Below are 24,638 nucleotides of genomic sequence, written 5' to 3' on the forward strand. Positions count from 1 at the left end.
GACGTCATTCCTGACCGGTATCACCGAGCCAATCGAATTCTCCTTTATGTTCGTGGCGCCGATTCTGTATGTGATCCATGCGATTCTGGCTGGCCTGGCGTTCCCAATCTGTATTCTGTTAGGCATGCGTGATGGCACCAGCTTCTCACACGGCCTGATCGACTTTATCGTACTGAGCGGTAACAGCAGCAAAATCTGGCTGTTCCCGATTGTCGGTATCGTCTACGGTCTGGTTTACTACACCATTTTCCGTGTATTGATTGCCAAACTGGATCTGAAAACGCCAGGACGTGAAGAGGCCACTACCGAGCAGAACTCCACTGCCGCCAATGAAATGGCCGCGAATCTGGTGACGGCTTTCGGTGGTAAAGACAACATCACTAACCTTGATGCCTGTATTACCCGTCTGCGCGTGAGCGTAGCCGATGTGGCGAAAGTGGATCAGGCTGGCCTGAAGAAACTGGGTGCTGCCGGTGTGGTGGTCGCAGGTTCTGGTGTGCAGGCGATTTTCGGCACTAAATCTGACAACCTGAAGACGGAAATGGACGACTATATCCGTAGTCACTAAACCAGATTTCGGGCGTAAAAAAGGGAGCGAAAGCTCCCTTTTTTTATGGTTAATCGTTACAAATAAACGCGCAAGTATTCGGTTAAGCACAGCAGCGCCATTGCCTGACCATAAGGCATGGAGGTGAGCGGGATTTGACGATAATAATCCAGATCCTGCCCCATTGCGGTGCCAAACGACACCTGCGTCAGTTCGCCGTCAGCATTGATATGGCGAATCACTCCCTGCAACGCGTTCTCCGCCATCGGCAGATAATCACGCGAGATATAGCGCTTACGCACCGCTTTCAGAATGCCATAGGCAAAACCGGCGGTGGCCGAGGCTTCCAGATAGCTGTCGCGATCGTCGATCAGCGTATGCCATAGCCCGCTTTCATGCTGATGCTGCTGTAGCGCGGCAATTTGTGTCTCCAGCACTTGCAGCAGGAAGCGGCGGGTGGCATGGTTTTCCGGCCACTCCATCAGTTCGATAAACTCCGGAATCACGATAGTCAGCCAACTGTTGCCACGCGCCCAGCGGGCGTTGGCGAAGTTGTGCTGGCCGTCAAACGTCCAGCCGTGGAACCACAGACCGGTCTGACGATCCATCAGATACTGCACATGCAGCAGGAACTGATAGCTGGCTTCCTCAATATAGTCCTGACGATTCAGCAGTTTGCCAATTTTTGCCAGTGGCAGCACGCTCATCATCAGCGTGTCGTCCCACAGCTGCTGGTGGTTTTCGTTGTTATAAACAATATGTTGCAGACCGTCAGACTGGGTGCGCGGCATTTCGTACATCACCCATTCTGCCCAGCGCTCCAGCACCGGCAGTAAGGCCGGGTTGCCGGTCTCTTCATAGCGATACGCCAGCGTCAGGAACGGACAGACAGTGTTAACGTTTTTGGTTGGCGTGCCTTCGGCCAGACGCGCGGTGAACCAGTCGTCGATAATTGCCAGCGTCTTCTGGTCACCGGTCTGCTGGTAGTAGTGATACATGCCATACAGGCCAATACCGTGCGTCCACTCCCAGCCCGCCCAGCCTTTAGTGTCGATAACACGGCCATCATCCAGCCGCAGTAAAAACTCACCGCTTTCATCGGTGATATTCACCAGGTTGTCTGTCAGCCGGGCGATCAACTGAGTCAGCTCTTCACGTGGCAGCAGAAATTCGGGCTGGCGAAGTAACGCGCTCTGTTTTACAGGGAATACCGTCATCTTTCGATCCTATCTTTTCAACGTGTGAGTGAGGGGCACTGCGCCAGTCTCTGCGCTCGGCAGCGCGGGGGCAGGTGCTTTATTGCGATTGAGGAAACCAATATTGTTGTTACCCCACAGATTCTCGTAAGGCATACCGGCCAGTACTTCCACCGTGGCACGCGCCTGAGGCGTGATGCGATCCGGCACGGCATGACCCGCTTCGCGCATTTTCAGCGTCTCTTCGCGCAGGATGCTGTGGGTTTGCAGATTCAGTTTGAAGCGCAGTGAGATAAAGAAGCCAATCGCCAATACGCAGACCGTTCCGACGCTAAGAATCAGCAGAATGGTATGGGTCACCGCTTCGCTCTGGCTGGGCTGGCCGGAGACAAAACCGGAGAGCTGCAACAGAATGCCGACAAACATCACCGCACCGGCCTGCGAGGCTTTGCGCGTCAGAGTCATAATGCCAGCGAAGATGCCTTCACGGCGCTGACCGGTAATCACTTCATCGACATCGGCGATATAGGTATAGATATTCCACGGCACATAGTTGATACCGCCACGACCCAATCCGGCAACCGCAGAAATCACCAGCAGCAGCGACAGGTTGTCGTTCATTCCGGCATACCATAATCCAGCATAAGAGAGCGCGGCACAGCCAAACAGAATCACCACCAGGCGGTAGGAGGGGGCTGGCCCAAGGCGGATACACAGCGGGATCATGCCCATTACCGCGACAAATTGCAGGATCGCCATGGTGCCCATCAGGTTGGACGCGATCTGCGCGCTTTGCATCAGCACAAACACCACATACCAGGTAAACACCGCATTAAATACGTCCTGCGCGATATAGCCGCCAAGGTACATACCCAGGTGCTGACGGAAGATGCGGATGCGGAAAGTGGACGCCAGTTCGACATATAGCCGTTTCAGGCTCTGCATCAGGGTCAGCTGACTCTTCTCTTCTTCCGCGCGGCGCGATTCAGCAGAGAAATCTTCCGGCGCACGTTCCCAGGTAAAGAACCACACCAGCGTCAGTACCACAGCACAAATCACGGAGAACACCAGGCTGGAGTAGAAGAATGAGATCGCGTTGTCCTTACCGAAAATGCCTAACAGCACGCCCGGCAGGAAAGCTGCAAGAATCGCCGACAGCTGCGCCAGCGCGATGCGCGCGCCGGAGAATTTGGTTTTCTTTTTAAAGTCATCGGTCATCTCTGGTACCAGCGTTTCATACGGCACCAGGATCATGGTGTAAACGATGTCGAACAGCAGGTAGGTCAGCAGATAATAGAGATAACTCATATCGCCAACCCACATCAGGCTGTAGCTGAACACGCAAGGAATGCCGAGCAGGATAAAGAACTTACGGCGACCGAAGCGTTTTCCCAGTCGGGTGGAGCCGAAGTTATCGGTTAAGAAGCCCATCAGCGGGCTGATCACCGCATCCAGTACGCGCGCCGCCGCGAAAATAAACGTGGCTTCAATCGGCGTCAGGCCACAGAAAGTGGTGTAGAAATAGAGTAGCCAGGCGGCCGTCAGCGCAGTGGTGCCTGCACCGAGGAAGTCACCGGAGCCATAAGCGAGGTAATGAGCTAATCCAATCTTACGAGAGGGCATATGTGTGACTCCCTGGTCATCGCCTAAGTGAAAAAACACGGAAACCGAACAACTCATACGGCCTGGCTTGAAAGTAGAGCGAGAGCGGTGGCTAAACCTTCGCAATTCTGCAATCCTGGTGATAAAAGTGGCAAAAACACAAAGAGCAGGCTGACCGGAGTCTAAATTTATAAAACGCCGTTTTATTTTTATTTAAAGACGAGTGCAAATTTGCGAGCTGTCGCACAAAAAAAGTGGCGGTGGGGCGGAGTGGGTGGGAAATGATGTAAAGCCGTGCAATTGACGAAAGAAAAGTGACTTGAAGGTTGAAAGAAAACGAATTTCTCGCTCATACTGCGTTAACTTATCTCTCTGCTAAGGATCTGCACTATGGCTGAAGAAACTATTTTTAGTAAAATTATTCGCCGTGAAATTCCGGCTGATATTGTTTATCAGGATGAGCTGGTCACTGCCTTCCGCGATATCGCGCCACAGGCTCCGACTCACCTACTGATTATCCCCAATGTGCTGATTGCCACCGCCAATGACGCCAGCGAAGCCCATGAGCAGGCGCTGGGGCGCATGATCACCGTGGCAGGCAAAATCGCCAAAGAAGAGGGGATTGCGGAAGATGGCTACCGTCTGATTATTAACTGTAACCGGCATGGTGGTCAGGAGGTGTATCATATCCATATGCACCTGGTAGGCGGTCGCCCTCTTGGGCCGATGCTTTCACATTGATTACTCAGCGGAACACCACTATGCGGCCTCTGCTTGTCGGTTTACCCCTGTTGCTGGCCCTGAGCGGTTGCAGCAGTGACCAGCCCATGATCAACACTTCGCAGTCACTGGTGATGGAGTCTGCGGTGTTGTCGGCAGGAATTATCACTGATGAACCTGATATCAGTGAACGTGATGGTCAACAACGTGCCGCCACCGTGCTGTTTAATCAGCAGGAAAAGCCGGTAACGGTTAACTATCGTTTTTACTGGTATGACGATAAAGGACTGGAAATCCGGCCTTTTGAGCGCCCGCGCACGGTAGTGGTGCCCGCCCACGCTAAAGTCGAAATCGCCTCGCAGCTGGGCAATCTGACCGCCAGCAAAGTGCGACTTTATCTCTATCTCTAAGGGGAAAATTGTGACCAGCAGTATGTATAAACTTTCCGGCGTGATGTTACTGGCGTTAATCCTCAGCGGTTGTATCACCGGTGAGCAATCGCAACAGCAACCTGCACCGGTTGAGCCGGTACAGCCGACGCAACCGGTTGAACAGCCGCCAGCAGTGCCTGAGCCGGGTGAAACCGTGCAGCCGCCGCCGAAAATTGTCACCATTAACTGGGATGCCAGCGTTCAGCCATTAGTGGCGAAAATGTTGCAGGCCGACGGCGTGACGCCGGGCAGCGTGCTGTTAGTCGACCGCATTAAAAACAGCACCAACGGTAATCTGCAGACGGCCAAAGCGACCGCCGCACTGCAAAACTCGCTGGCTAATAATGGCAAGTTTACGCTGGTAACAACGCAGCAGCTGAATACCGCAAAACAGACGCTGGGTCTGTCGGCGGAAGACAGTCTGACGTCGCGCAGTAAGGCGATTGGCCTGGCACGTTATGTTGGCGCGCAATATGTGCTCTACAGCAACGCGCAGGGTGATGTGAAATCTCCTGAACTGCAAATGCAGCTGATGCTGGTGCAGACCGGTGAAATTATCTGGTCGGGTAACGGTGACGTACAGCATTGATGCGGCGCTGCAACGGCTAATCGATCAGCAGTTTCCGGCGGCTCAGGCCGCCGGTTGCTTTTCACCGCTGGCCGGGCTGACCGGTTTAACCGGCGTAGTGACCGTCAACCAGCAACGGATACTGGCGCGACGTGAAGCGCCGCAGCCCATTCCGTTTGTCAGCCGTCGCCGCGAATATCAGCTACTCAAACGCCTGGCCGCCAGTGGCCTGGTGCCGCAGGTGTATGGCCGCAATCAGCACTGGTTACTGCTGGAGTGGTTGCCGGGTGAGGTGCTGGATGAAACGCAGTTTGCCGCGCGGCTTGATGAGCTGGCAGCGTTGATCGGTCGGCTGCATCATCAGCCGCTGAGTGGTTTTCGCCTGGCGCTGCTGCCACTGCTGGAAACTTACTGGCAGCAGTGCCGGCAGCGTACCGCTCACTGGTTACGCGCGTTACGGCGTTTACAACGCCAGGGAGAACCCCGGCCACTGCGTATTGCGCCGCTGCATATGGATATCCATGCCGGTAATCTGTTGGCGTGTGAAACGCGCCTGCGCCTGATTGACTGGGAGTATGCCGGTGACGGCGATATCGCCTTAGAGCTGGCGGCGATCACCGCAGCCAATCCGTTAACCGCAGCCCAGTGCGAGCGGCTGGTGACACAGTATGCCGTCGATAATCAGATTGATACTGACGCACTGCGGGTGCAGATGCAGCGCTGGCAGCCGTGGCTGCAATTGCTGATGGCCAGCTGGTATCAGTTGCGCGCCGAGCAGAGCGGCGATCAACCGTTTTATCAGGCTGCCGCAGACGCCTGGCGTGCGGTTTAACCACAGTTTTTCCCTTTCTCCCTCCTGCAAATCGTTTAACAATCGCCTATCATAATCGCCTGCTTTTATACAGGAATCACAATCATGATGGAGTCGACCACGCCTGGCCCGGTAATGCTGGATGTGCTGGGTTATGAACTGGATGCGGAAGAGCGCGAAATATTACAGCATCCGCTGGTGGGCGGTTTAATTCTGTTTACCCGCAACTACCACGATCCGCAGCAACTACGTGAACTGGTACGCCAGATCCGGGCTGCTTCGCGCAATCGTCTGGTGATCGCGGTCGATCAGGAAGGCGGGCGCGTGCAGCGCTTCCGCGAAGGCTTTACCACCTTACCCGCCATGCAGGCCTTTGCCGCGTTACACGATAGCGCAACGGCCGGTGAGCTGGCGCAGCAGGCAGGCTGGCTGATGGCGTCAGAAATGATTGCCATGGATATCGATATCAGTTTTGCGCCGGTACTGGATATTGGTCATATCAGCGCGGCCATCGGTGAGCGCTCATTCCATGAAGATCCGGCGATTGCGCTGGCGGTGGCGCGTCGTTTTATTGACGGGATGCACGAAGCGGGGATGAAGACCACCGGTAAGCATTTCCCCGGCCACGGTGCGGTCAGCGCCGATTCGCATAAAGAGACGCCGCGTGACGGGCGTGACGAAGCCGAGATCCGTCAGCATGATATGCAGATTTTCCGGCAACTGATTAATGAGCAGGCGCTGGATGCCATTATGCCGGCGCACGTGATCTACACTGAAGTCGATGCGCGTCCGGCCAGCGGTTCGCCGCACTGGCTGAAAACCGTGCTGCGTGGTGAGCTGGGCTTTGATGGCGTGATCTTCTCTGACGATTTGTCGATGGAAGGCGCAGCCATTATGGGCAGCTACGCCGAGCGCGGTCAGGCTTCGCTGGATGCCGGTTGCGATATGATTCTGGTCTGCAATAATCGCGCTGGTGCGGTGAGCGTGCTGGATAATCTGGCACCCACCCAGGCTGAACGCGTCAGCCAGCTGTATCATCGCGGCACCTTTACCCGTCAGGAACTGCTGGCCTCATCACGCTGGAAAACGGCGAATCATCAGTTGAGTCAGCTACATGAGCAGTGGCTGGCGCATAAGGCGGCGCTGGGCCAGCGCTAGCACCGGCAAAACCTGTCAGCGATCAATATCGTGAGCGCTGGCAGGTTATACTATCAGAGTGGGTTTGCGTGTCGGCAGCTTAGGGTGTCGGGCAACCTGTCCGGCAGTAACAATCAGCGGCGAGGATTACGATGATCATCTATCTGCACGGTTTTGATTCAAACAGTCCGGGTAATCATGAAAAAGTGCTGCAACTGCAATTTATCGACCCTGATGTACGTTTACTGAGCTACAGTACTCTGCATCCGAAACATGATATGCAGCATTTGTTAAAAGAGACCGATAAGATGCTGCGGTTAAATGTCGATGAGCGGCCGCTGATTTGCGGTGTCGGTCTGGGGGGGTACTGGGCGGAGCGAATCGGCTTTCTCTGTGATATTCGCCAGGTGATCTTTAATCCCAATCTGTTTCCCGGCGAGAACATGACGGGCAAAATCGACCGCCCGGAAGAGTACCTGGATATCGCCACCAAATGCGTCAGCAACTTCCGCGAGAAGAACCGCGATCGCTGCCTGTCAGTGCTGTCACGCCATGACGAAGTGCTTGATAGTCAACGCAGTGCACAGACGTTGCAGAGCTTTTATGAGATTGTCTGGGACGAGGCGCAAAGCCATAAGTTCAAGAATATTTCCCCGCATTTACAACGTGTTAAAGCGTTTAAAACCCTCGGGTAACGCCGTGGTTCTGGCCGACTGCGGGTCGGCCATAATAAGTTTTATGCGTAATAATCCGAGTTTAATCAATAAAAATTGACCTTAATCAATTTTGGTATGACCAAGTTACCCGCCCATGTTATCCTGCCTTCAGATAGCGATTTAAGTTCGCCAACCCTATGTTAATTAAGGATATTATTTAACCTTTAATTAACGATTGGTTCACATTTTGAGGGAGGTCGTTTGACTACACCAATGAAGAAAATTGTCATCGTAGGTGGTGGTGCCGGTGGACTGGAGCTGGCTACCCAGCTTGGTCACAAACTGGGCCGCAAGAACAAAGCCGAAATCACGCTGGTCGACCGTAACCACAGTCATCTGTGGAAGCCGTTGTTACATGAAGTTGCTACCGGTTCCCTGGACGAAGGCATTGATGCGCTGAGTTATCTGGCGCATGCGCGTAACCATCATTTCCAGTTTCAGCTGGGAACGGTGACCGACCTCAATCGTGAAACCAAACATCTGCATCTCGCTGAAATTCGCGATGCGCAGGGCGAATTGCTGGTGCCGGCGCGCGAGCTGGCTTATGACACGCTGGTGATGGCGCTGGGAAGTACCTCTAATGACTTTGGTACACCGGGTGTGAAAGACCACTGCATCTTCCTCGACAACCCGCACCAGGCGCGTCGTTTCCATAATGAAATGCTGAACCTGTTCCTGAAATTCTCCTCGAATGAAGGCGTACGGGAGAAGGTCAATATCGCTATCGTGGGTGGCGGTGCGACCGGAGTGGAACTGTCTGCCGAATTGCACAATGCGGTGAAACAGCTGCATAGCTATGGCTATAAAGGGCTGGATAATCAGGCACTAAATGTCACGCTGGTTGAAGCGGGTGAGCGTATTCTGCCGGCGTTACCGCCGCGTATCTCGACCGCCGCCCATCAGGAGCTGACCAAGCTTGGCGTGCGCGTGTTGACGCAAACCATGGTGACCAGCGCCGATGCCAAAGGGCTGAACACCAAATCCGGTGAGTTTATTGAAGCGGATTTGATGGTATGGGCGGCCGGTATTAAGGCGCCAGATTTTATGAAAGATTTGGGGGGGCTGGAAACTAACCGCATCAATCAGCTCGTCGTCAGCGAAACCTTACAAACCACGCGTGATGAAAATATCTATGCCATCGGTGACTGCGCTTCCTGCGCACTGCCGGGCGGCGGTTTTGTGCCGCCACGCGCACAGTCTGCGCATCAGATGGCATCCCGTGCGCTGGAAAATATTCTGGCGCAGATGAAAGGGCAGACGCTGAAACCTTACGTCTATAAAGACCACGGTTCACTGGTTTCGCTCTCCCGTTTCAGTACCGTTGGCAGTCTGATGGGTAATCTTATGCGTGGCTCAATGATGGTGGAAGGGCGCATTGCCCGTTTCGTCTATATCTCGCTGTATCGTATGCACCAGATTGCGCTGCACGGTTATTTTAAAACCGGCCTGATGATGCTGGTGGGCAGTATTAACCGGGTGATTCGTCCGCGGCTGAAACTGCACTAAGCAATATGGCGGGGGCCCTCCCGCCATTCCAGCCGGTTATTAATCCTTTTTCACGCTTTATCTCCTGTCCTGCTCCCGTTTATTTCCGTCATTCCTTCCAGGAACACTCCTAAAAGACTTTCCTGAATACTTTCGTCCATTTATCTGATTGTTCGATTGCCCCACCTTCTGCAAAATCCATTGCAAGTACCACGGCGCGTCGCGCACGCCGAGTCGGCCAAAATTGCAAGGGAACGCGCAATGGCAAAACAATGCGCGGTAACAATGTCAGGAGGATTTCCTGTGAATAAATCAATGTTGGCGGGTATTGGTATCGGTGTTGCAGCTGCGCTGGGTGTTGCTGCGGTCGCCGGAATGAATATGTTTGACAGTGGCCCGCAATATGCTCAGGTGCTCTCGGCAACGCCGATTAAAGAAACCATTAAGAATCCGCGTCAGGAGTGCCGCAACGTCACCTTAACGCATCGTCGTCCGGTACAGGATGAAAACCGCATTGCCGGTTCGGTGCTGGGTGCCGTCGCAGGTGGCGTATTGGGACATCAGTTCGGCGGTGGACGTGGCCGCGATGTTGCCACGGTTGCAGGCGCACTGGCCGGTGGCTACGGCGGTAATCAGGTACAGGGCGCTCTGCAGGAGCGTGACACCTATACCACCACTGAGCAGCGCTGCAAAACGGTCTACGATAAGCATGATAAAATGCTCGGTTACGACGTAACCTATAAAATTGGTGATCAGCAGGGCAAGGTGCGGATGGAAAACGACCCGGGAACCCGCATTCCGCTGGATAATAAAGGCCAGCTGGTGCTGAATAATAAGGCGTAAACTGGCGCTTAACCGTGCTGGTTGAGTCTGATTAAAATCCGTAAACGTGTTGGCGTTTACGGATTTTTTTATGGGGAATGGGCTGAGTGAGTTGTGGGTTAAGATCGCGGTGCACTGAGGTCAGTGAACGATGCCGAAATCCTGCTTATAAGTTCAACAGGATTTCGGCACAGGGTCAGTCCAAATGATTTCAGACCTTAAGCAGTTTCACCGTGGCATCCACATCTATCTCATCTTCCGAGAAGATTAACGTCGTTCCCTGGAAGGTGGTGATCGCCAGTTTTTTCAACGAGCGCATTTCACCCGGCTGAGCGGAAGATTTCGGCCTGATACTACTCATCAGTATACCCACAGACAGCACCGTATTTTCTTTATCAATACGGGTATCGGCAGGCACTTCTTCACTGTAAACCAGGTAAGACTTGATCGACGTGAGCTTAAGGCGCTCGCCCGCGATATAGATGTATTTGCTTTCCGGTGCGACTTTCACGGCATACGCTGACAAACCCTTGTTATTCGTGGTGGGTTCGAAAGTTACCGCGGCATCTTTCTTAATCAACTCAGGGTTGGCAACCTTAATCACATGAAAATAACGGTTATCACCGTTTTCATCTTTGATAAATCCAAAACCTTTATCTTGAAACCAGGTTGTGATCGTTCCGTTCATCGCCATTACCGCCTGTTTAATCGTTTATCTACTGAATTTTTGCAGCGCGCAGTGTAAAACACATTGCCTGCGCAGACTACGTCTTTGGCTTAAGTCTGGACGATAAATTTCTGGTTGGCGAGTGGGCGGCAGGCCAGGGGCGGGTGGAGAAGCCGGAGAGTGCTGCGATTTAAGCGCGGCTGAAGATCGCGGGGATGGGCAAGGGGGCCGTGAATCCTGTGGGGCAGGGACTGCTGCAACAATGCTGGCCCTGCACCAGATCATGAATATGACTCATGCTGTAATGAAATTAAATCACTTTTACTCAATCAATGACTCTGGCATAAAGTATGCACAGCTATTCGCTCCAGACATTATGAAGACGACTGAATAAGAAAACCAGAAGAGAAAATGCTGAAAAAGCAAGAAATTAATTCGGGTTTTATATCAGAAATTAGGATGCCAGATCGCGATGAATAAAGAATTTACATTTACTATCAAAAGCATTTCTTTCGATGAGAATTATAACCCCTCCGAAAATACGCGTATCACTACCAACTTTGCTAATTTGGCAAGAGGTGAGAAACGCCAGGATAACTTGCGCAACACCCTGGTGATGATTGACAATCGTTTCAATTCATTGGCACATTGGGATAATCCCAAGGCAGATCGCTATTCTGTCGAGCTTGAAATCATTACTGCTCAGTTGAATATTAGTCTTGAAGGTAAGGCCGATACCTTCCCAGTGATTGAAATATTGAAAACAAATATCGTTGATAAAAAGACCAATGAACGCTTTGAAGGCATTTTAGGAAATAATTTTTCCTCTTATGTGCGAGATTATGATTTTAGCGTTTCACTGCCAGAGCACAATAAGAATCAATCTGAATTTAGCCTTCCGGGTAATTTTGGTGAATTACATGGAAATATCTTTAAAAACTTCGTTAACTCAGATGTTTATAAAGAAAACTTTAATAAAAAGCCCGTTATATGCTTAAGTGTTTCAAGTAAAAACACCTATTATCGTACGGGGAATCAACATCCGGTTTTAGGTATCGAATATCAGCAGGATGAGCTTTCTTTGACTGATGAATATTTCGCAAAAATGGGATTGCGGGTTCGCTACTTTATGCCTGAGAACAGTGTTGCGCCATTGGCTTTTTATTTTACTGGCGACTTACTCACTGATTACACTAATCTTGAGCTGATTAGTACCATCAGTACGATGGAGACTTTTCAAAAGATTTACCGACCTGAGATTTACAATGCTAATTCCCCAGCAGGAAAACAGTATCAACCAAGCTTGAATTACCAGGATTATTCATTAACTCGAATTGTTTATGATCGAGAAGAACGTAGCCAGTTGGCTATTGAGCAGGGGAAGTTTACTGAGGAATATTTCATTAAACCCTACCAAACTGTTCTTGAACAATGGTCTGCTAATTCCGTTCTTTGATTAACCAAAAATACAAGGTCATCTATTATGAAAAAATTATTACCTACTTCGACTGCTGGCAGCTTACCTAAGCCCTCCTGGCTTGCGCAACCTGAAACGCTTTGGTCACCCTGGAAATTGCAAGGTCGGGAATTAATTGACGGCAAACAAGATGCTCTACGTTTGTGCCTGGAAGATCAACAACTGGCAGGTATTGATATTGTCAGTGATGGCGAGCAAACGCGTCAACATTTTGTCACGACGTTTATTGAGCACCTCAGCGGAGTTGATTTCGAGAAACGTGAGACGGTTAAAATTCGTAATCGCTACGAAGCGAGTGTGCCGACAGTCGTTGGCCCTGTGAGTCGCCAAAAACCGGTTTTTGTTGAGGATGCCAGGTTTTTACGCCAGCAAACCACGCAACCTATTAAATGGGCCTTACCAGGGCCGATGACTATGATAGATACGCTCTATGATAACCACTATAAAAGTCGCGAAAAACTCGCCTGGGAATTCGCTAAAATTCTTAATGAAGAAGCCAAAGAATTAGAGGCTGTGGGTGTTGATATTATCCAATTTGATGAGCCAGCCTTTAATGTGTTCTTTGATGAAGTGAATGATTGGGGAATTGCCACTTTAGAAAGAGCAATTGAAGGGCTTAAATGTGAAACTGCTGTACACATTTGCTACGGCTATGGCATCAAAGCCAATACAGACTGGAAAAAAACGTTGGGGACAGAGTGGCGACAATATGAAGAGATCTTCCCCAAGCTGCAAAAATCTAATATCGATATCATTTCACTGGAATGTCAAAACTCGCATGTCCCAATGGAGCTAATGGAGCTCATTCGGGGTAAAAAGGTGATGGTTGGCGCCATTGACGTGGCAACCAATACCATCGAGACCCCAGAGGAAGTCGCCGCTACGCTTCGAAAAGCGCTGCAATTTGTAGACGCCGACAAACTCTATCCTTGCACCAATTGTGGTATGATTCCTTTACCTCGTGGAGTAGCAAGAGGCAAACTGGATGCTTTAAGCGCAGGCGCAGAAATCATTCGAAAAGAACTCCTGGCGAAATAACTTCGCCAAATATTAGAAAATTTGAAGGGAACTCAGTCCGGCTTGAGCGATCTGATCACTCGCCAAATATCCTTAACCACCAACCGGACTGAGTGATAATGAACATATTCAGCAACCGCACTTCCTGCCCGAGCGATTTCTCAGCTCCAACCGACATTAGCACTTCATCAGCTCATGGCCCTGTAAGAGAAATATCCATTCCAGCAGTAAGCTCCAGCAGGTTAGCGGCCATATCATTGGCCTGAAAATTCATAAATTCCTGGTCATGGGTTCTTACGCCGCCGGTTAAAAAAATGCCTGACTCTCCAGTCAGGCATTTACTCATTAAGTCACGTCACCGACACCTTATCAGGCCGCATTCTCCAGCAGCTGCCCCATAAAGTCGCGCACCCACTTCATCCGTAACTTACGCTCGCTAAGATCGCGGATAAACTTCAGCCGCGTCGGGCCATCCAGCCGCCAGTGCTGCGGCTCTTTTTGCAGCAGGCCAATCAGCCAGCCGGGATCGACTTTGTTCTTCTCAGCGAATTCGATAAAGCCGCCTTTTTCATTGCCTTCGATACGGCGCACGCCCAGCTTCTGCGCGGTTAAACGCAATCCGGCGATATCCAGCAGGTTACGCGCTGCATCCGGCAGCAGACCGAAACGATCGATCAGTTCAACTTTCAGGTCTTCCAGCTCGCCGTCAGTCTGGGCGCTGGCAATCCGTTTGTAGAATGACAGGCGGGTATTCACGTCCGGAATAAAATCGTCCGGCAACAGCGATGGCATCCGCAGTTCGATGTCTGTCTGGCTGCTGGTCAGATCTTCAAGCGACGGTTCGCGACCCTCTTTCAGCGCATCAACCGCATTTTCCAGCAGTTCCATATACAGTGAGAAACCAATGGTTTCCATCTGGCCACTCTGATCTTCGCCCAGCAATTCACCGGCACCGCGAATCTCCAGATCGTGGGTCGCCAGCGCAAATCCGGCACCCAGGTCTTCCAGTGAGGCAATCGCTTCCAGACGCTTGTGCGCATCGGTGGTCATCGCTTTCGGATGTGGCGTCAGCAGCCAGGCATAAGCCTGGTGATGCGAACGACCGACGCGACCGCGTAACTGGTGCAGCTGCGCCAGGCCGAAGTGGTCAGCACGCTCAATGATAATGGTATTGGCGGTGGCGATATCAATCCCGGTTTCAATGATGGTGGTACACACCAGCACATTGAAACGCTGGTGATGGAAATCGTTCATTACCCGTTCCAGATCGCGCTCGCGCATCTGCCCGTGACCAATGGCAATACGCGCTTCCGGCACCAGTTCCGCCAGCCGCTGCGAGGCTTTCTCAATGTTTTCAACATCGTTGTACAGGTAGTACACCTGGCCGCCACGCAAGATTTCACGCAGGATCGCTTCACGCACCACCAGGTCATCATATTCGCGCACAAAGGTTTTCACCGCCAGGCGGCGCGCCGGTGGGGTGGCGATAATCGACAGATCGCGCATCCCGCTCATCGCCATATTCAGCGTGCGTGGAATCGGGGTGGCGGTCAGCGTCAGGATATCCACGTCAGCGCGCATCGCTTTAATGCGCTCTTTATGACGCACACCGAAGCGGTGCTCTTCGTCGACAATCAGTAATCCGAGGTCGCGCCACTTGATTTCGCTTTGCAGCAATTTATGGGTGCCGATCAGAATATCAATCTTGCCTTCGCGCGCTTGCTCAAGGATCTGCGCCTGCTCTTTCGCGGTACGGAAACGCGACAGCATCTCAATACGCACCGGCCAGTTGGCAAAGCGGTCGCGGAAGTTATCGTAATGCTGTTGCGCCAGCAGGGTGGTGGGCACCAGCACCGCCACCTGTTTATGGTTTTCAATCGCCAGGAAGGCGGCACGCATCGCCACTTCGGTTTTACCAAAGCCAACGTCACCACACACCAGTCGATCCATTGCCAGCGGCTGACACATATCACTGAGTACCGCATTGATCGCCTGCGCCTGATCCGGCGTGGTGTCAAACGGGAAGCTTTCACAAAACAGCTGATACTGTTCGCGATCGTGTTTAAAGGCAAAGCCGGTTTTAGCGGCACGCTGTGCATAGATATCCAGCAGTTCGGCGGCGACGTCTCGCACTTTCTCCGCCGCTTTCTGACGCGCGCGTGACCACGCATCGCTGCCGAGTTTGTGCAGCGGCGCATTTTCGTCGGCACCGCCAGCATATCGGCTGATCAGATGCAGTGAGGAGACCGGCACATACAGTTTGGCATCACCGGCATAGGCCAGCATCAGATATTCCGCTTTGATACCGCCGGTTTCCAGCGTGGTCATCCCTAAATAGCGACCGACACCGTGTTCCAGATGCACCACCGGCTGGCCTTCATGCAGCTCAGCGAGGTTGCGGATTAAAACGTCCGGGTTAATGGTGCGGCGGCTGTCCTGACGGCGGCGCGTTACGCGCTCACCCAACAAATCGCTTTCGCAGATCAGCGCACGCTGGCGCAGGCCATCAATAAAGCCGCGTTCGCTAGCACCAATAATCAGGTAGTGGCCCGGCTGGCTGGCCTCATCGAGGCGATGAAGGGTTTTCGGCAGCACTTTAATCCGTGCCAGGAGCTCTTGTAATGCTTCGCGGCGGCCTTCACTCTCGACCGAGAAGATTACCGCGCCGGTGAATGTCTCAAGAAAACGGCGCAAATTATCCAGCGGCGCTTTGGCCTGTGCCTGCACCGCCAGATCCGGTAACGTCTGGTAATCCAGATTGGTATTGGCGGCTTTAGCTGGCAACATCTCGTTGCTAAGCTGAATCCGTGGCCAGTTCTTCAGCTCACTGAACAGCTGGTCGGTGCGTAACCACAGATTTTCCGGCGCTAACAGCGGGCGCATCGGGTCGACGCGGCGATTCTCATAACGCGCATTAACATCCAGCCAGAAACGGTCAGCACTGCTTTCCAGATCGCCAGTATTCACCACCAGCGTATTATCTGGCAGATAGCTGAACAGCGGCGGCAGCGGCTGATCAAAGAACAGCGGTTGCCAGTATTCGATACCGGAAGGCAGCGTGCCTTTGCTGACTTGCTGATAGATATGTTCGGCTTCGCGCTTAACGTCAAACTTCTCGCGCCACTGGCTGCGAAACAGTTCGATAGCCGCTTTATCGGTAGGAAATTCATGTGCCGGCAATAAATTAATCGCGTCGACTTCTTCCAGCGTGCGCTGTGAATCGACGTCGAAAATGCGCAGACTGTCGATTTCATCATCAAAGAAGTCAATACGATAAGGCTGATCGCTGCCCATCGGGTAGAGATCGAGCAGTGCGCCACGCGTGGCGTATTCGCCGTGTTCCATGACCTGATCGACACTGCGATAGCCAGCCTGTTCCAGCTGGCTGCGCAGCGTATCACGTGATAACAGCTGACCTTTCTGCATCACCAGCGCATGACCGTGCAAAAAACTGTGCGGGCAAACGCGCTGCATTAGCGTGTTGACTGGCATAATCAGCACACCGCGTTGCAGCGTCGGTAACTGATACAGCGTCGAAAGACGGGATGAGATGATTTCCTGATGCGGTGAGAAGCTGTCGAACGGCAGCGTTTCCCAGTCGGCCAGGCTAATCACTGGCTGGTCAGTAAACTGTTGGATTTCATCGTGCAGGCGCAGCGCATTCTGCATATCCGGGGCAATCAATAACACCGGCCCACGATGACGCTCAATGATTTCAGCACATTCAACGGCACAAGCCGCACCGGTCAGCTGCCCAAGCAGGGAGCGATCGCCGGCTTTCTCAGGCAGGGAATAGCGAGTCTGTTCTGGCATAGTCGGTTCGACGTTCTCTTGATTGATTCTATGGCGGTAATGATTTCACAGAACGCGTCAGGGATCACCTGATCGCGACCGGATTTTTAATCAGACGAATCAAGCGCAAAAGCCTGAGGATAGCGTCAGGAAGCGCTATTTCGTCGACTGCTGAGTGTAGTGCATTTTTGGCCGATCAATATTGGCCCAGCACAAATCTGATTCAAGATGATAGCTGTGGTTGCCATCATCCCATTTAATGTAGTAACCGGTCGGGGAGTCTCCCTGATCGAAGACGTTAACCACCACGCCTTTAATATGGCCGGTTTTATGTTTAACAATACTGCCTTTGGGATATCTGAACATGGTACGACTCCCTGCGTTAACGGGCGATAAATCCTGATCCACATACCATTATTATAGTTTATCGCTGATAACCCTGGACGTTCAGAGGCATTAAAACCCCGGCGCTGACGATAATTTCATCAGTCAGTCGCCTGCCTGCACTATCTTTACAGGGTTTCCAGCAGACTCAGAGGCTTAGAGGTTCCATAAAGCGGGCCGCTCCTTTATCATCCTTATCACTTTGCATTAGCAACCGCCATAAGACGGATTACATGTATCAACCTGTTGCGTTATTTATCGGTCTGCGTTACATGCGCGGACGAGCGTCAGACCGCTTTGGTCGGTTTGTCTCCTGGCTTTCCACAATCGGCATTACGCTGGGCGTGCTGGCGTTGGTTACCGTTCTGTCGGTAATGAACGGTTTTGAGCGCGAGCTGGAAAACAATATTCTTGGTCTGATGCCGCAGGCGCTGGTCACCAGCGACAAAGGATCGGTCAATCCTCAACAACTCCCGGCAGAGAGCCTGAAACTTCAGGGCGTCAGCCGCGTTGCGCCGTTAACCACCGGTGATGTGGTGTTACAAAGCGCGCGCAGCGTGGCAGTCGGGGTGATGCTTGGCATCCAGCCTGATGAGCAGGATCCGCTGACGCCGTATCTGGTTAACGTGAAACAGCAGGATCTGCAGGCCGGGCAGTATAACGTCATTCTTGGCGAACAACTGGCCGGGCAGCTGGGTGTGAAACGCGGTGATTCGATTCGCCTGATGGTGCCGTCTGCCAGCCAGTTTACGCCGATGGGCCGCCTGCCAAGCCAGCGTCTGTTTAATATTATCGGCACCTTTGCCGCCAACAGTGAAGTTGATGGTTATCAGATTCTGGTTAACCAGCAGGATGCTTCACGCCTGATGCGCTATCCGGCGGGTAATATCACCGGCTGGCGTTTATGGCTCGACCAGCCACTCTCCGTCGATACCCTGAGCCAGCAAAAACTGCCCGACGGCATGGTGTGGAAAGACTGGCGCGAACGCAAAGGCGAGCTGTTCCAGGCGGTGCGCATGGAGAAAAATATGATGGGCCTGCTGCTGAGCCTGATCGTAGCGGTCGCCGCATTTAACATTATTACCTCGCTTGGCCTGCTGATTATGGAGAAGCAGGGCGAAGTGGCGATACTGCAAACCCAGGGTCTGACGCGTCGGCAGATTATGCTGGTGTTTATGGTGCAGGGCGCCAGCGCCGGTATTATCGGTGCGCTGCTGGGCGCGTTGCTCGGCGTACTACTCGCCAGCCAGCTGAATAATCTGATGCCGGTGATTGGCATTTTCCTTGATGGCGCTGCGCTGCCGGTCGCGATTTCGCCGTGGCAGGTGGTAGCCATTGCGCTGACCGCGATGGTGGTGGCGCTGCTTTCGACGCTTTATCCTTCCTGGCGCGCTGCCGCCGTACAACCCGCTGAGGCTTTACGCTATGAGTAATTCGATCCTGTTGCAGTGTAACGATCTGTGCAAACGCTATCAGGAAGGCAGCGTGCAGACAGATGTGCTGCGCGATGTGTCATTCAGCATTGAGCCGGGTGAAATGATGGCGATTGTCGGCAGCTCTGGCTCCGGTAAAAGTACCCTGATGCATCTGCTGGGCGGTCTGGACTCACCGACCTCCGGTGAAGTGGTGTTTGATGGCAAATCGCTGAACAGCCTGTCGTCATCGGCCAAAGCCGAGCTGCGTAACCGCGAGCTCGGCTTTATCTATCAGTTTCACCACCTGCTGCCGGACTTCACCGCGCTGGAAAATGTGGCGATGCCGCTGCTGATCGGCAAAGTGAATAAAGCCGAAGCGCAGGAAAAAGCGCGTGCAATGCTCAGCGCGGTCGGGCTGGAGAAACGCGCGGCGCATCGTCCTTCTGAACTGTCAGGCGGCGAGCGGCAGCGTGTGGCGATTGCCCGTGCGCTGGTGAACAATCCGCGTCTGGTGCTGGCGGACGAACCGACCGGTAACCTCGATGCGCGCAATGCTGATGCCATTTTCGACCTGCTGGGCGAACTGAATGTGCGTCAGGGAACCGCGTTTCTGGTGGTGACTCACGACCTGCATCTGGCAAAGCGCCTGAAGCGCCAGATGGAGATGCGCGACGGTCAGCTCAGGGGTGAACTGACGCTGGCAGGAGCGTTGTAATGGCTTCTTCTTTATCGCTACTGCTGGGATTACGCTTCAGCCGCGGCCGTCGGCGGGGCGGCATGGTATCGCTGATTTCGGTGATCTCCACCGTCGGTATCGCACTGGGTGTGGCGGTGTTAATCGTCGGCCTGAGTGCGATGAACGGTTTTGAGCGTGAACTGAATAATCGTATCCTGGCGGTGGTGCCGCACGGTGAAATCGAGCCGGTTAATCAGCCGTTTAGCGGCTGGCAGGGCATGATTCCGCGTATTGAGAAGGTGCCGGGCATTGCTGCCGCTGCGCCTTATATTAATTTTACCGGTCTGATTGAGAGCGGTGCCAAACTGCAGGCAATTCAGGTTAAGGGGGTTGACCCGCAACAGGAAACGCACCTTAGTGCGCTACCCAAATTCGTGCAGAATAATGCCTGGGCCAGCTTTGCTGCCGGCAAACAGCAGGTGATTATCGGCAGTGGCGTGGCAAAATCGCTCGGTCTGAAGCAGGGCGACTGGCTGACGATTATGATCCCAAACAGCGATACTGAGCACAAACTGTTGCAGCCGAAGCGGGTGCGTTTGCAGGTCAGCGGGATTTTACAGCTGAGCGGCATGCTCGATCACAGTCTGGCCATGGTGCCACTGGTGGATGCTCAGCAGTATCTGGCGATGGGTGAGAACATTACCGGGATTGCCATTAAGGTTAACGATCCGTTTAGCGCCAACAAGCTGGTGCGCGATGCCGGTGAAGTCACTCAGTCTTATGTCTATCTGCGCAGCTGGGTCGGCACTTACGGCTATATGTATCGTGATATTCAGATGATCCGCGCGATTATGTATCTGGCGATGGTGCTGGTGATTGGCGTGGCCTGCTTTAATATTGTGTCGACGCTGGTAATGGCGGTGAAAGATAAAAGCAGTGATATCGCGGTGTTGCGTACACTCGGCGCGAAAGATGGACTGATCCGCGCGATCTTTGTCTGGTACGGCCTGATGGCGGGCTTACTCGGCAGCGTTAGCGGTGTGGTGGTCGGCGTGCTGGCGGCGCTGAATCTGACCAGCGTGATCAACGGCATTGAAACGCTGATCGGCCATCAGTTTCTCTCCGGCGATATCTATTTTATCGATTTCCTGCCGTCGGAACTGCATTGGACCGATGTGTTCTCGGTACTGGCGACGGCCATTGTCCTTAGCCTGCTCGCCAGCTGGTATCCGGCTCGCCGCGCCAGTCGTATCGACCCGGCGCGAGTGTTAAGCGGCCAATAATACCGGTATCGAAGGGGATAAGCGCATGTATTACGGCCTCGATATGGGCGGCAGCAAAATCGCCCTCGGTGTTTACGATGCACAACGCCAGCAGCAGTGGACTAAACGCGTGGCAACGCCGCGTGATGATTATCAGCAACTGCTGGCAACGCTGGAACAGTTAGTGCTGGAGTCCGACAGCATCAGCGGCCAGCGTGGCAGCGTCGGCATCGGTGTGCCGGGCCTGCCGGTACCGGATGATGGCACCCTGTTTACCGCCAATGTGCCAGCCGCACGCGGCAGAACCCTGGGCGCCGATCTGTCGCAACGCTTACAGCGCGAAGTGCGCATTGATAATGATGCAAACTGCTTTGCGCTCTCCGAAGCCTGGGATGAGGAATTCCAGGCTTATCCGGTGGTATTCGGACTGATTCTGGGTACCGGCGTCGGCGGCGGATTAATTGTTGATGGTAAACCGGTGACCGGGCGCAACTACATTACCGGTGAATTTGGCCATCTGCGTTTGCCGATCGACGCGCTTGAGGTGCTTGGTCACGATACTCCACTACTGTCCTGTGGCTGCGGTAAACGCGGCTGTATTGAATCTTATCTCTCCGGGCAGGGTTTTTCCTGGCTCTGGCAGCACCATAATCAGCAGACTCTCAGTGCACCTGAAATTATCACCCGTTATTATCAGGGTGATAAACTGGCGCTGGCCCATACCGAGCGTTATCGTGAGTTGTTAGCGGTTTGCCTTGGCAATTTGCTGACGCTGCTCGACCCGCACCTGGTGGTGTTGGGCGGGGGGCTGTCAAATTTCGACGCTCTCTATGAAGGGCTGGAGCAGCGGGTGGCAAAGCACCTGTTACCGGTGGCGAAACCACCGCGCTTTGCTAAAGCCCGTCATGGCGATGCAGGAGGAATGCGCGGCGCCGCATTCCTCCATCTTAAGTAATCAAAGGAGTTTTTATGCGCACACCCCGTCGCCGACTGCGACTCGCACGCTACAAAAAGACCAAGCGTCAGATTCATCAACGCTTTCGTCAGCGCATTTTCGAGCGCGACCGTAGCGCTGAGCTGGCGGCGCATCCGCTGCCGCGCGTGGTGGTTCTGACGGGCGCCGGGATTTCGGCTGAATCTGGCATTCGTACTTTCCGCGCCAGCGATGGCCTGTGGGAAGAGCATCGGGTTGAGGACGTGGCGACGCCGGAAGGTTTTGCCCGCGATCCGGCGTTGGTACAGGCGTTTTATAACGCCCGTCGCCAGCAGTTGCAGCAGCCGGACATTCAGCCAAATGCGGCGCATCAGGCGCTGGCGGAGCTGGAATCGGTGCTGGGCGACAGTTTCCTGTTGGTGACGCAGAATATTGATAACCTGCATGAGCGTGCTGGCAGCGAGCGGGTAATCCATATGCACGGCGAACTGCTGAAAGTGCGCTGCTCGATGAGTGGGCAGGTGCTGGACTGGACAGAAGATGTGAAGCCAGGCGACCGCTGCCACTGCTGCCAGTTCCCGGCGGTGCTGCGCCCGCATGTGGTGTGGTTTGGCGAAATGCCGCTGGAGATGGATGAGATCTATCAGGCCATTGAGCAGGCGGATTACTTTGTCGCGATTGGTACGTCAGGCCATGTCTATCCGGCGGCGGGTTTTGTTCACGAAGCGAAATTGCAGGGTGCGCATACCGTAGAGTTGAATCTGGAGCCAAGCCAGGTGGGCAGCGAGTTCGAAGAGAAAAAATACGGTCCGGCCAGTCAAGTGGTGCCGCTTTATGTGCGCACATTTTTGCTGGGGCTGTATAAATAATCAGATAGCGCGTAGGGGAGCCGTTTTCGGCTCCCTTTTAATGGTTTGCAGGGTGCGAATCTTTGGCACGGGCGGCGAGAACGCCGCCCCCACGGGATATACGGTTTAACGACCGGCTTTTAACTTCTGGAACAGGGTTTCGTACTGGATACTGGCTTCGCCAACATCATCCTGCCATTCGCCGTTTTTAATCACTTCATCACTCGGGTAGAGTGACTGATCGCTGGAGACCACTTTCGGCAGCAGTTTTTTCGCCGCCAGATTAGGCGTCGGATAACCGATGGTTTCGGCAACTTTGGCCGCTACATCCGGACGCAGCAGGAAGTTAATCAGTTTTAACGCGCCATCGACATTTTTCGCATTTGACGGAATAGACAGGCTGTCCATCCAGAAAATACCGCCTTCCTGCGGCCAGATAACCTGCAACGGCGTACCGGCCTGGCGTGCAACATACGCCGAGCCATTCCACACCATGCCGAGATTCACCTCGCCTTCCATATACGGGCTGCCAGGGTTGTCTGAGTTAAACGTCAGCACATTTGGCATCAGCTTTTTCAGCTCTTCATAAGCCGCTTCGATCTGTTTAGGGTCGGTGGTATTGCCGGAGTAACCCAGTTTGCGCAGGGCGATCTGGAACACATCGCGGGCATCGTCAGTTAACAGCAGGCTCTGCTTATATTCCGGCTTCCACAGGTCGGCCCAGCGGGTAACAGTTTTGGGATCGATAACATCCGTATTCGCGCCAATCGCAGTCGCACCCCAGATATAGGGAATTGAGTAGTCGTTATTCGGATCAAACGATTTGTTCAGCAGTACCGGATCGAGGTTATTGAAATTTGACAGTTTGCTTTTGTCGATTTTCTGAATCATCCCTTCATTACGCATTTTGGCAACGAAGTACGTTGAAGGAACCACCAGATCATACGCGCCATCTTTATAAGTTTTCAGCTTGGCATACATACTCTCGTTGGATTCATAGGTCGAGTAGATCACTTTGATGCCGGTCTCTTTGGTAAACTGCTCCAGCAGTCCCGGCGGGACATATTCTGTCCAGTTGTAGAAGTAGAGTGTTTTGCTGTCGTCAGCCTGCGCGCTATGTACGCTCAGCGCCAGTGCGCCAGCTGCCAGCCAGTGTGACCACGTTTTCATGATAACTCTCCCGGATACGGATGCGGCACCCAGTTGCCTGCACCCTTACAAGTATGGCCGCGATTATAAGTCAGGGGGCGGGTGGGTCAAGGTTAGCGGCTAAAATGTTGATTAGCAGCCAGAAAGAGAGCTTTTCCCACCACAGACATTTGCTGGTTACAGGCTGGTATGCATCGGATGCCAGCCGCTGCCTTCTTTGGCGCTGTAACGCACATTTTGCAGCGGTTTCAGTGACCACATACCGTGATTGTCTTTCACCACCTCAGCGGCATGTACCCGACAGCGGAAGTTCAGGGTGTCGCTTTCCAGCCGGAACTGATATTTCTTACCTTGCTCCGGGGTAAAACGCGCGCTGATCAGGCACTGGTGTTTGCCTTCGACATAAACATTTTCCACTGCCGTTTCCACACCGGCCACCAGCGGCGTTTCGTAATAATCAATATTATAATCCTCGCCGCTGGCTTTTGGCATGCCGCGATCCTGAGTATTCTGTAATACCCACTCGCTGGATCGTATCAGCCCACCGCTGCGTTGCCCGTTTAGCGTCTGATAAATACTGGTTTGTTCCGTATTATCCACCACCCGCAGCCAGGGCGCATCGGCGCTGGCGGGTGGCGGGGTGAAAAAGCGGTTGTTGGGCAGCAGTGCGCAGCCAGCCGTGGCCAGCACCATACTGGCGGCGGCTACGCGCAGCAACATTTTCATCGTTTCCTTCCTTTGTGATATTCCAGCCACATATTAAGCCACACGCCGAGCCCGGCAATCGGCCCGACGGCAACGCCGCTGCGCAGCGCTTTGCTTAACGACGTCTGCCAGTGCATTCCCGACGGCAGGTGCAAAATAAACTGGTAGTAAAGCCAGACCCCCAGCTCGACCAGCGCAATGGTGCAGGTCAGCATGAAAAAGCAACTGACCATCAGAATCACCAGCATACTGACGGCGGGCTTTTTATCTTTCACCG

Annotated in this window: 25 protein-coding genes; 16 read left to right on the plus strand and 9 right to left on the minus strand. The window is 53.3% G+C overall.

The genetic code is table 11. The features are described 5' to 3' along the window. The coding region (locus NG42_RS23275) for a glucose PTS transporter subunit EIIB (protein WP_241488291.1) at positions 1-568 on the plus strand (568 nt) is incomplete at its 5' end. Between the two features lie 56 nt (positions 569-624). On the opposite strand, the gene bglB is transcribed toward NG42_RS23275, so the two are convergent. Then, a complete protein-coding gene (gene bglB / locus NG42_RS03455) occupies positions 625-1,764 on the minus strand; it encodes a beta-galactosidase BglB (protein WP_052897880.1) in 1,140 nt (379 codons plus the stop codon). Between the two features lie 9 nt (positions 1,765-1,773). Further along, on the minus strand, positions 1,774-3,366 hold the full coding sequence (locus NG42_RS03460) for an MFS transporter (protein WP_052897881.1): 1,593 nt from the start codon (positions 3,364-3,366) through the stop codon (positions 1,774-1,776). A 369-nt stretch (positions 3,367-3,735) separates the two neighbouring features. Here NG42_RS03460 and hinT point away from each other — a divergent pair, with 369 nt between their 5' ends. From hinT to NG42_RS03500, 8 genes are all read left to right on the plus strand, one after another. After that, positions 3,736-4,086, plus strand: a complete 351-nt coding sequence (gene hinT / locus NG42_RS03465) for a purine nucleoside phosphoramidase (protein ID WP_052897882.1) — start codon at positions 3,736-3,738, stop codon at positions 4,084-4,086. A 20-nt stretch (positions 4,087-4,106) separates the two neighbouring features. Continuing rightward, positions 4,107-4,475: a YcfL family putative periplasmic lipoprotein gene (locus tag NG42_RS03470; RefSeq protein ID WP_052897883.1), complete on the plus strand. Its 369-nt coding sequence runs from the start codon at positions 4,107-4,109 to the stop codon at positions 4,473-4,475. Positions 4,476-4,497: 22 nt separating this feature from the next. Continuing rightward, on the plus strand, positions 4,498-5,085 hold the full coding sequence (gene lpoB, locus NG42_RS03475) for a penicillin-binding protein activator LpoB (RefSeq protein ID WP_052898017.1): 588 nt from the start codon (positions 4,498-4,500) through the stop codon (positions 5,083-5,085). Beyond that, on the plus strand, positions 5,045-5,896 hold the full coding sequence (gene thiK, locus NG42_RS03480) for a thiamine kinase (RefSeq protein ID WP_053115624.1): 852 nt from the start codon (positions 5,045-5,047) through the stop codon (positions 5,894-5,896). Before lpoB ends, thiK begins: the two co-directional genes overlap by 41 nt. A gap of 87 nt (positions 5,897-5,983) precedes the next feature. Then, a complete protein-coding gene (gene nagZ, locus NG42_RS03485) occupies positions 5,984-7,033 on the plus strand; it encodes a beta-N-acetylhexosaminidase (RefSeq protein WP_052898018.1) in 1,050 nt (349 codons plus the stop codon). A 131-nt stretch (positions 7,034-7,164) separates the two neighbouring features. Continuing rightward, on the plus strand, positions 7,165-7,707 hold the full coding sequence (gene ycfP, locus NG42_RS03490) for an alpha/beta hydrolase YcfP (RefSeq protein WP_052897885.1): 543 nt from the start codon (positions 7,165-7,167) through the stop codon (positions 7,705-7,707). Between the two features lie 222 nt (positions 7,708-7,929). Beyond that, positions 7,930-9,234 (plus strand): NAD(P)/FAD-dependent oxidoreductase, encoded by a 1,305-nt coding sequence (locus tag NG42_RS03495; protein WP_052897886.1) that lies wholly within the window; start codon positions 7,930-7,932, stop codon positions 9,232-9,234. A gap of 282 nt (positions 9,235-9,516) precedes the next feature. After that, positions 9,517-10,056, plus strand: a complete 540-nt coding sequence (locus NG42_RS03500; protein WP_052897887.1) for a glycine zipper 2TM domain-containing protein — start codon at positions 9,517-9,519, stop codon at positions 10,054-10,056. 190 nt (positions 10,057-10,246) lie between these two features. Here NG42_RS03500 and NG42_RS03505 read toward each other — a convergent pair whose 3' ends face one another. After that, positions 10,247-10,729, minus strand: a complete 483-nt coding sequence (locus tag NG42_RS03505) for a cold-shock protein (protein WP_052897888.1) — start codon at positions 10,727-10,729, stop codon at positions 10,247-10,249. Between the two features lie 445 nt (positions 10,730-11,174). Here NG42_RS03505 and NG42_RS03510 point away from each other — a divergent pair, with 445 nt between their 5' ends. Continuing rightward, positions 11,175-12,158 carry a DUF1852 domain-containing protein gene (locus NG42_RS03510; RefSeq protein ID WP_052897889.1) on the plus strand — a complete coding sequence of 328 codons (984 nt, stop codon included), beginning with the start codon at positions 11,175-11,177 and terminating at the stop codon, positions 12,156-12,158. 27 nt (positions 12,159-12,185) lie between these two features. Then, a complete protein-coding gene (locus tag NG42_RS03515; protein WP_052897890.1) occupies positions 12,186-13,217 on the plus strand; it encodes a methionine synthase in 1,032 nt (343 codons plus the stop codon). Between the two features lie 172 nt (positions 13,218-13,389). Here NG42_RS03515 and NG42_RS22575 read toward each other — a convergent pair whose 3' ends face one another. The 3 genes from NG42_RS22575 to NG42_RS03525 all read right to left on the minus strand — a co-directional run bounded on the left by NG42_RS22575 (position 13,390) and on the right by NG42_RS03525 (position 17,354). Continuing rightward, on the minus strand, positions 13,390-13,542 hold the full coding sequence (locus NG42_RS22575; RefSeq protein ID WP_156322002.1) for a hypothetical protein: 153 nt from the start codon (positions 13,540-13,542) through the stop codon (positions 13,390-13,392). 23 nt (positions 13,543-13,565) lie between these two features. Further along, positions 13,566-17,009 (minus strand): transcription-repair coupling factor, encoded by a 3,444-nt coding sequence (gene mfd, locus NG42_RS03520; RefSeq protein ID WP_052897891.1) that lies wholly within the window; start codon positions 17,007-17,009, stop codon positions 13,566-13,568. A gap of 135 nt (positions 17,010-17,144) precedes the next feature. Continuing rightward, positions 17,145-17,354 (minus strand): hypothetical protein, encoded by a 210-nt coding sequence (locus tag NG42_RS03525; protein ID WP_052897892.1) that lies wholly within the window; start codon positions 17,352-17,354, stop codon positions 17,145-17,147. 251 nt (positions 17,355-17,605) lie between these two features. Between NG42_RS03525 and lolC the strand changes: the two genes are divergently transcribed. From lolC to cobB, 5 genes are read left to right on the plus strand one after another with little or no spacing between them, the layout of a single operon-like run. Beyond that, positions 17,606-18,805 carry a lipoprotein-releasing ABC transporter permease subunit LolC gene (gene lolC / locus NG42_RS03530; RefSeq protein ID WP_052897893.1) on the plus strand — a complete coding sequence of 400 codons (1,200 nt, stop codon included), beginning with the start codon at positions 17,606-17,608 and terminating at the stop codon, positions 18,803-18,805. Next, positions 18,798-19,502, plus strand: a complete 705-nt coding sequence (gene lolD / locus NG42_RS03535; protein ID WP_052897894.1) for a lipoprotein-releasing ABC transporter ATP-binding protein LolD — start codon at positions 18,798-18,800, stop codon at positions 19,500-19,502. The genes lolC and lolD overlap by 8 nt, the downstream gene beginning before the upstream one ends. Then, on the plus strand, positions 19,502-20,746 hold the full coding sequence (gene lolE / locus NG42_RS03540) for a lipoprotein-releasing ABC transporter permease subunit LolE (protein WP_052897895.1): 1,245 nt from the start codon (positions 19,502-19,504) through the stop codon (positions 20,744-20,746). The genes lolD and lolE overlap by 1 nt, the downstream gene beginning before the upstream one ends. A 25-nt stretch (positions 20,747-20,771) precedes the next feature. After that, positions 20,772-21,680: an N-acetylglucosamine kinase gene (gene nagK, locus NG42_RS03545; protein WP_052897896.1), complete on the plus strand. Its 909-nt coding sequence runs from the start codon at positions 20,772-20,774 to the stop codon at positions 21,678-21,680. A 14-nt stretch (positions 21,681-21,694) separates the two neighbouring features. Continuing rightward, the gene (gene cobB / locus NG42_RS03550) at positions 21,695-22,528 is read left to right on the plus strand and encodes a Sir2 family NAD+-dependent deacetylase (protein WP_052897897.1); all 834 of its coding nucleotides are present in this window, start codon (positions 21,695-21,697) and stop codon (positions 22,526-22,528) included. Positions 22,529-22,633: 105 nt separating this feature from the next. Here cobB and potD read toward each other — a convergent pair whose 3' ends face one another. The 3 genes from potD to NG42_RS03565 form a co-directional block, all read right to left on the minus strand. Beyond that, positions 22,634-23,677 (minus strand): spermidine/putrescine ABC transporter substrate-binding protein PotD, encoded by a 1,044-nt coding sequence (gene potD, locus NG42_RS03555; protein ID WP_052897898.1) that lies wholly within the window; start codon positions 23,675-23,677, stop codon positions 22,634-22,636. A 156-nt stretch (positions 23,678-23,833) separates the two neighbouring features. Then, positions 23,834-24,382, minus strand: a complete 549-nt coding sequence (locus NG42_RS03560; RefSeq protein WP_241488292.1) for a YajG family lipoprotein — start codon at positions 24,380-24,382, stop codon at positions 23,834-23,836. Next, the gene (locus NG42_RS03565; protein WP_052897899.1) at positions 24,379-24,636 is read right to left on the minus strand and encodes a hypothetical protein; all 258 of its coding nucleotides are present in this window, start codon (positions 24,634-24,636) and stop codon (positions 24,379-24,381) included. The genes NG42_RS03560 and NG42_RS03565 overlap by 4 nt, the downstream gene beginning before the upstream one ends. Between the last annotated feature and the right edge of the window lie 2 nt (positions 24,637-24,638).

Source organism: Winslowiella iniecta, from assembly GCF_001267535.1.
Taxonomy (GTDB): domain Bacteria; phylum Pseudomonadota; class Gammaproteobacteria; order Enterobacterales; family Enterobacteriaceae; genus Erwinia; species Erwinia iniecta.

What these genes read in the sequence shown, in the direction of transcription:
- bglB (WP_052897880.1), bottom strand. Translation starts at nt 1,764, where the DNA reads ATGACGGTATTCCCTGTAAAACAGAGCGCGTTACTTCGCCAGCCCGAA.
- NG42_RS03460 (WP_052897881.1), bottom strand. Translation starts at nt 3,366, where the DNA reads ATGCCCTCTCGTAAGATTGGATTAGCTCATTACCTCGCTTATGGCTCC.
- hinT (WP_052897882.1), top strand. Translation starts at nt 3,736, where the DNA reads ATGGCTGAAGAAACTATTTTTAGTAAAATTATTCGCCGTGAAATTCCG.
- NG42_RS03470 (WP_052897883.1), top strand. Translation starts at nt 4,107, where the DNA reads ATGCGGCCTCTGCTTGTCGGTTTACCCCTGTTGCTGGCCCTGAGCGGT.
- lpoB (WP_052898017.1), top strand. Translation starts at nt 4,498, where the DNA reads ATGTATAAACTTTCCGGCGTGATGTTACTGGCGTTAATCCTCAGCGGT.
- nagZ (WP_052898018.1), top strand. Translation starts at nt 5,984, where the DNA reads ATGGAGTCGACCACGCCTGGCCCGGTAATGCTGGATGTGCTGGGTTAT.
- ycfP (WP_052897885.1), top strand. Translation starts at nt 7,165, where the DNA reads ATGATCATCTATCTGCACGGTTTTGATTCAAACAGTCCGGGTAATCAT.
- NG42_RS03505 (WP_052897888.1), bottom strand. Translation starts at nt 10,729, where the DNA reads ATGGCGATGAACGGAACGATCACAACCTGGTTTCAAGATAAAGGTTTT.
- NG42_RS03510 (WP_052897889.1), top strand. Translation starts at nt 11,175, where the DNA reads ATGAATAAAGAATTTACATTTACTATCAAAAGCATTTCTTTCGATGAG.
- NG42_RS03515 (WP_052897890.1), top strand. Translation starts at nt 12,186, where the DNA reads ATGAAAAAATTATTACCTACTTCGACTGCTGGCAGCTTACCTAAGCCC.
- NG42_RS22575 (WP_156322002.1), bottom strand. Translation starts at nt 13,542, where the DNA reads ATGAGTAAATGCCTGACTGGAGAGTCAGGCATTTTTTTAACCGGCGGC.
- mfd (WP_052897891.1), bottom strand. Translation starts at nt 17,009, where the DNA reads ATGCCAGAACAGACTCGCTATTCCCTGCCTGAGAAAGCCGGCGATCGC.
- NG42_RS03525 (WP_052897892.1), bottom strand. Translation starts at nt 17,354, where the DNA reads ATGTTCAGATATCCCAAAGGCAGTATTGTTAAACATAAAACCGGCCAT.
- lolC (WP_052897893.1), top strand. Translation starts at nt 17,606, where the DNA reads ATGTATCAACCTGTTGCGTTATTTATCGGTCTGCGTTACATGCGCGGA.
- lolD (WP_052897894.1), top strand. Translation starts at nt 18,798, where the DNA reads ATGAGTAATTCGATCCTGTTGCAGTGTAACGATCTGTGCAAACGCTAT.
- lolE (WP_052897895.1), top strand. Translation starts at nt 19,502, where the DNA reads ATGGCTTCTTCTTTATCGCTACTGCTGGGATTACGCTTCAGCCGCGGC.
- nagK (WP_052897896.1), top strand. Translation starts at nt 20,772, where the DNA reads ATGTATTACGGCCTCGATATGGGCGGCAGCAAAATCGCCCTCGGTGTT.
- cobB (WP_052897897.1), top strand. Translation starts at nt 21,695, where the DNA reads ATGCGCACACCCCGTCGCCGACTGCGACTCGCACGCTACAAAAAGACC.
- potD (WP_052897898.1), bottom strand. Translation starts at nt 23,677, where the DNA reads ATGAAAACGTGGTCACACTGGCTGGCAGCTGGCGCACTGGCGCTGAGC.
- NG42_RS03560 (WP_241488292.1), bottom strand. Translation starts at nt 24,382, where the DNA reads ATGAAAATGTTGCTGCGCGTAGCCGCCGCCAGTATGGTGCTGGCCACG.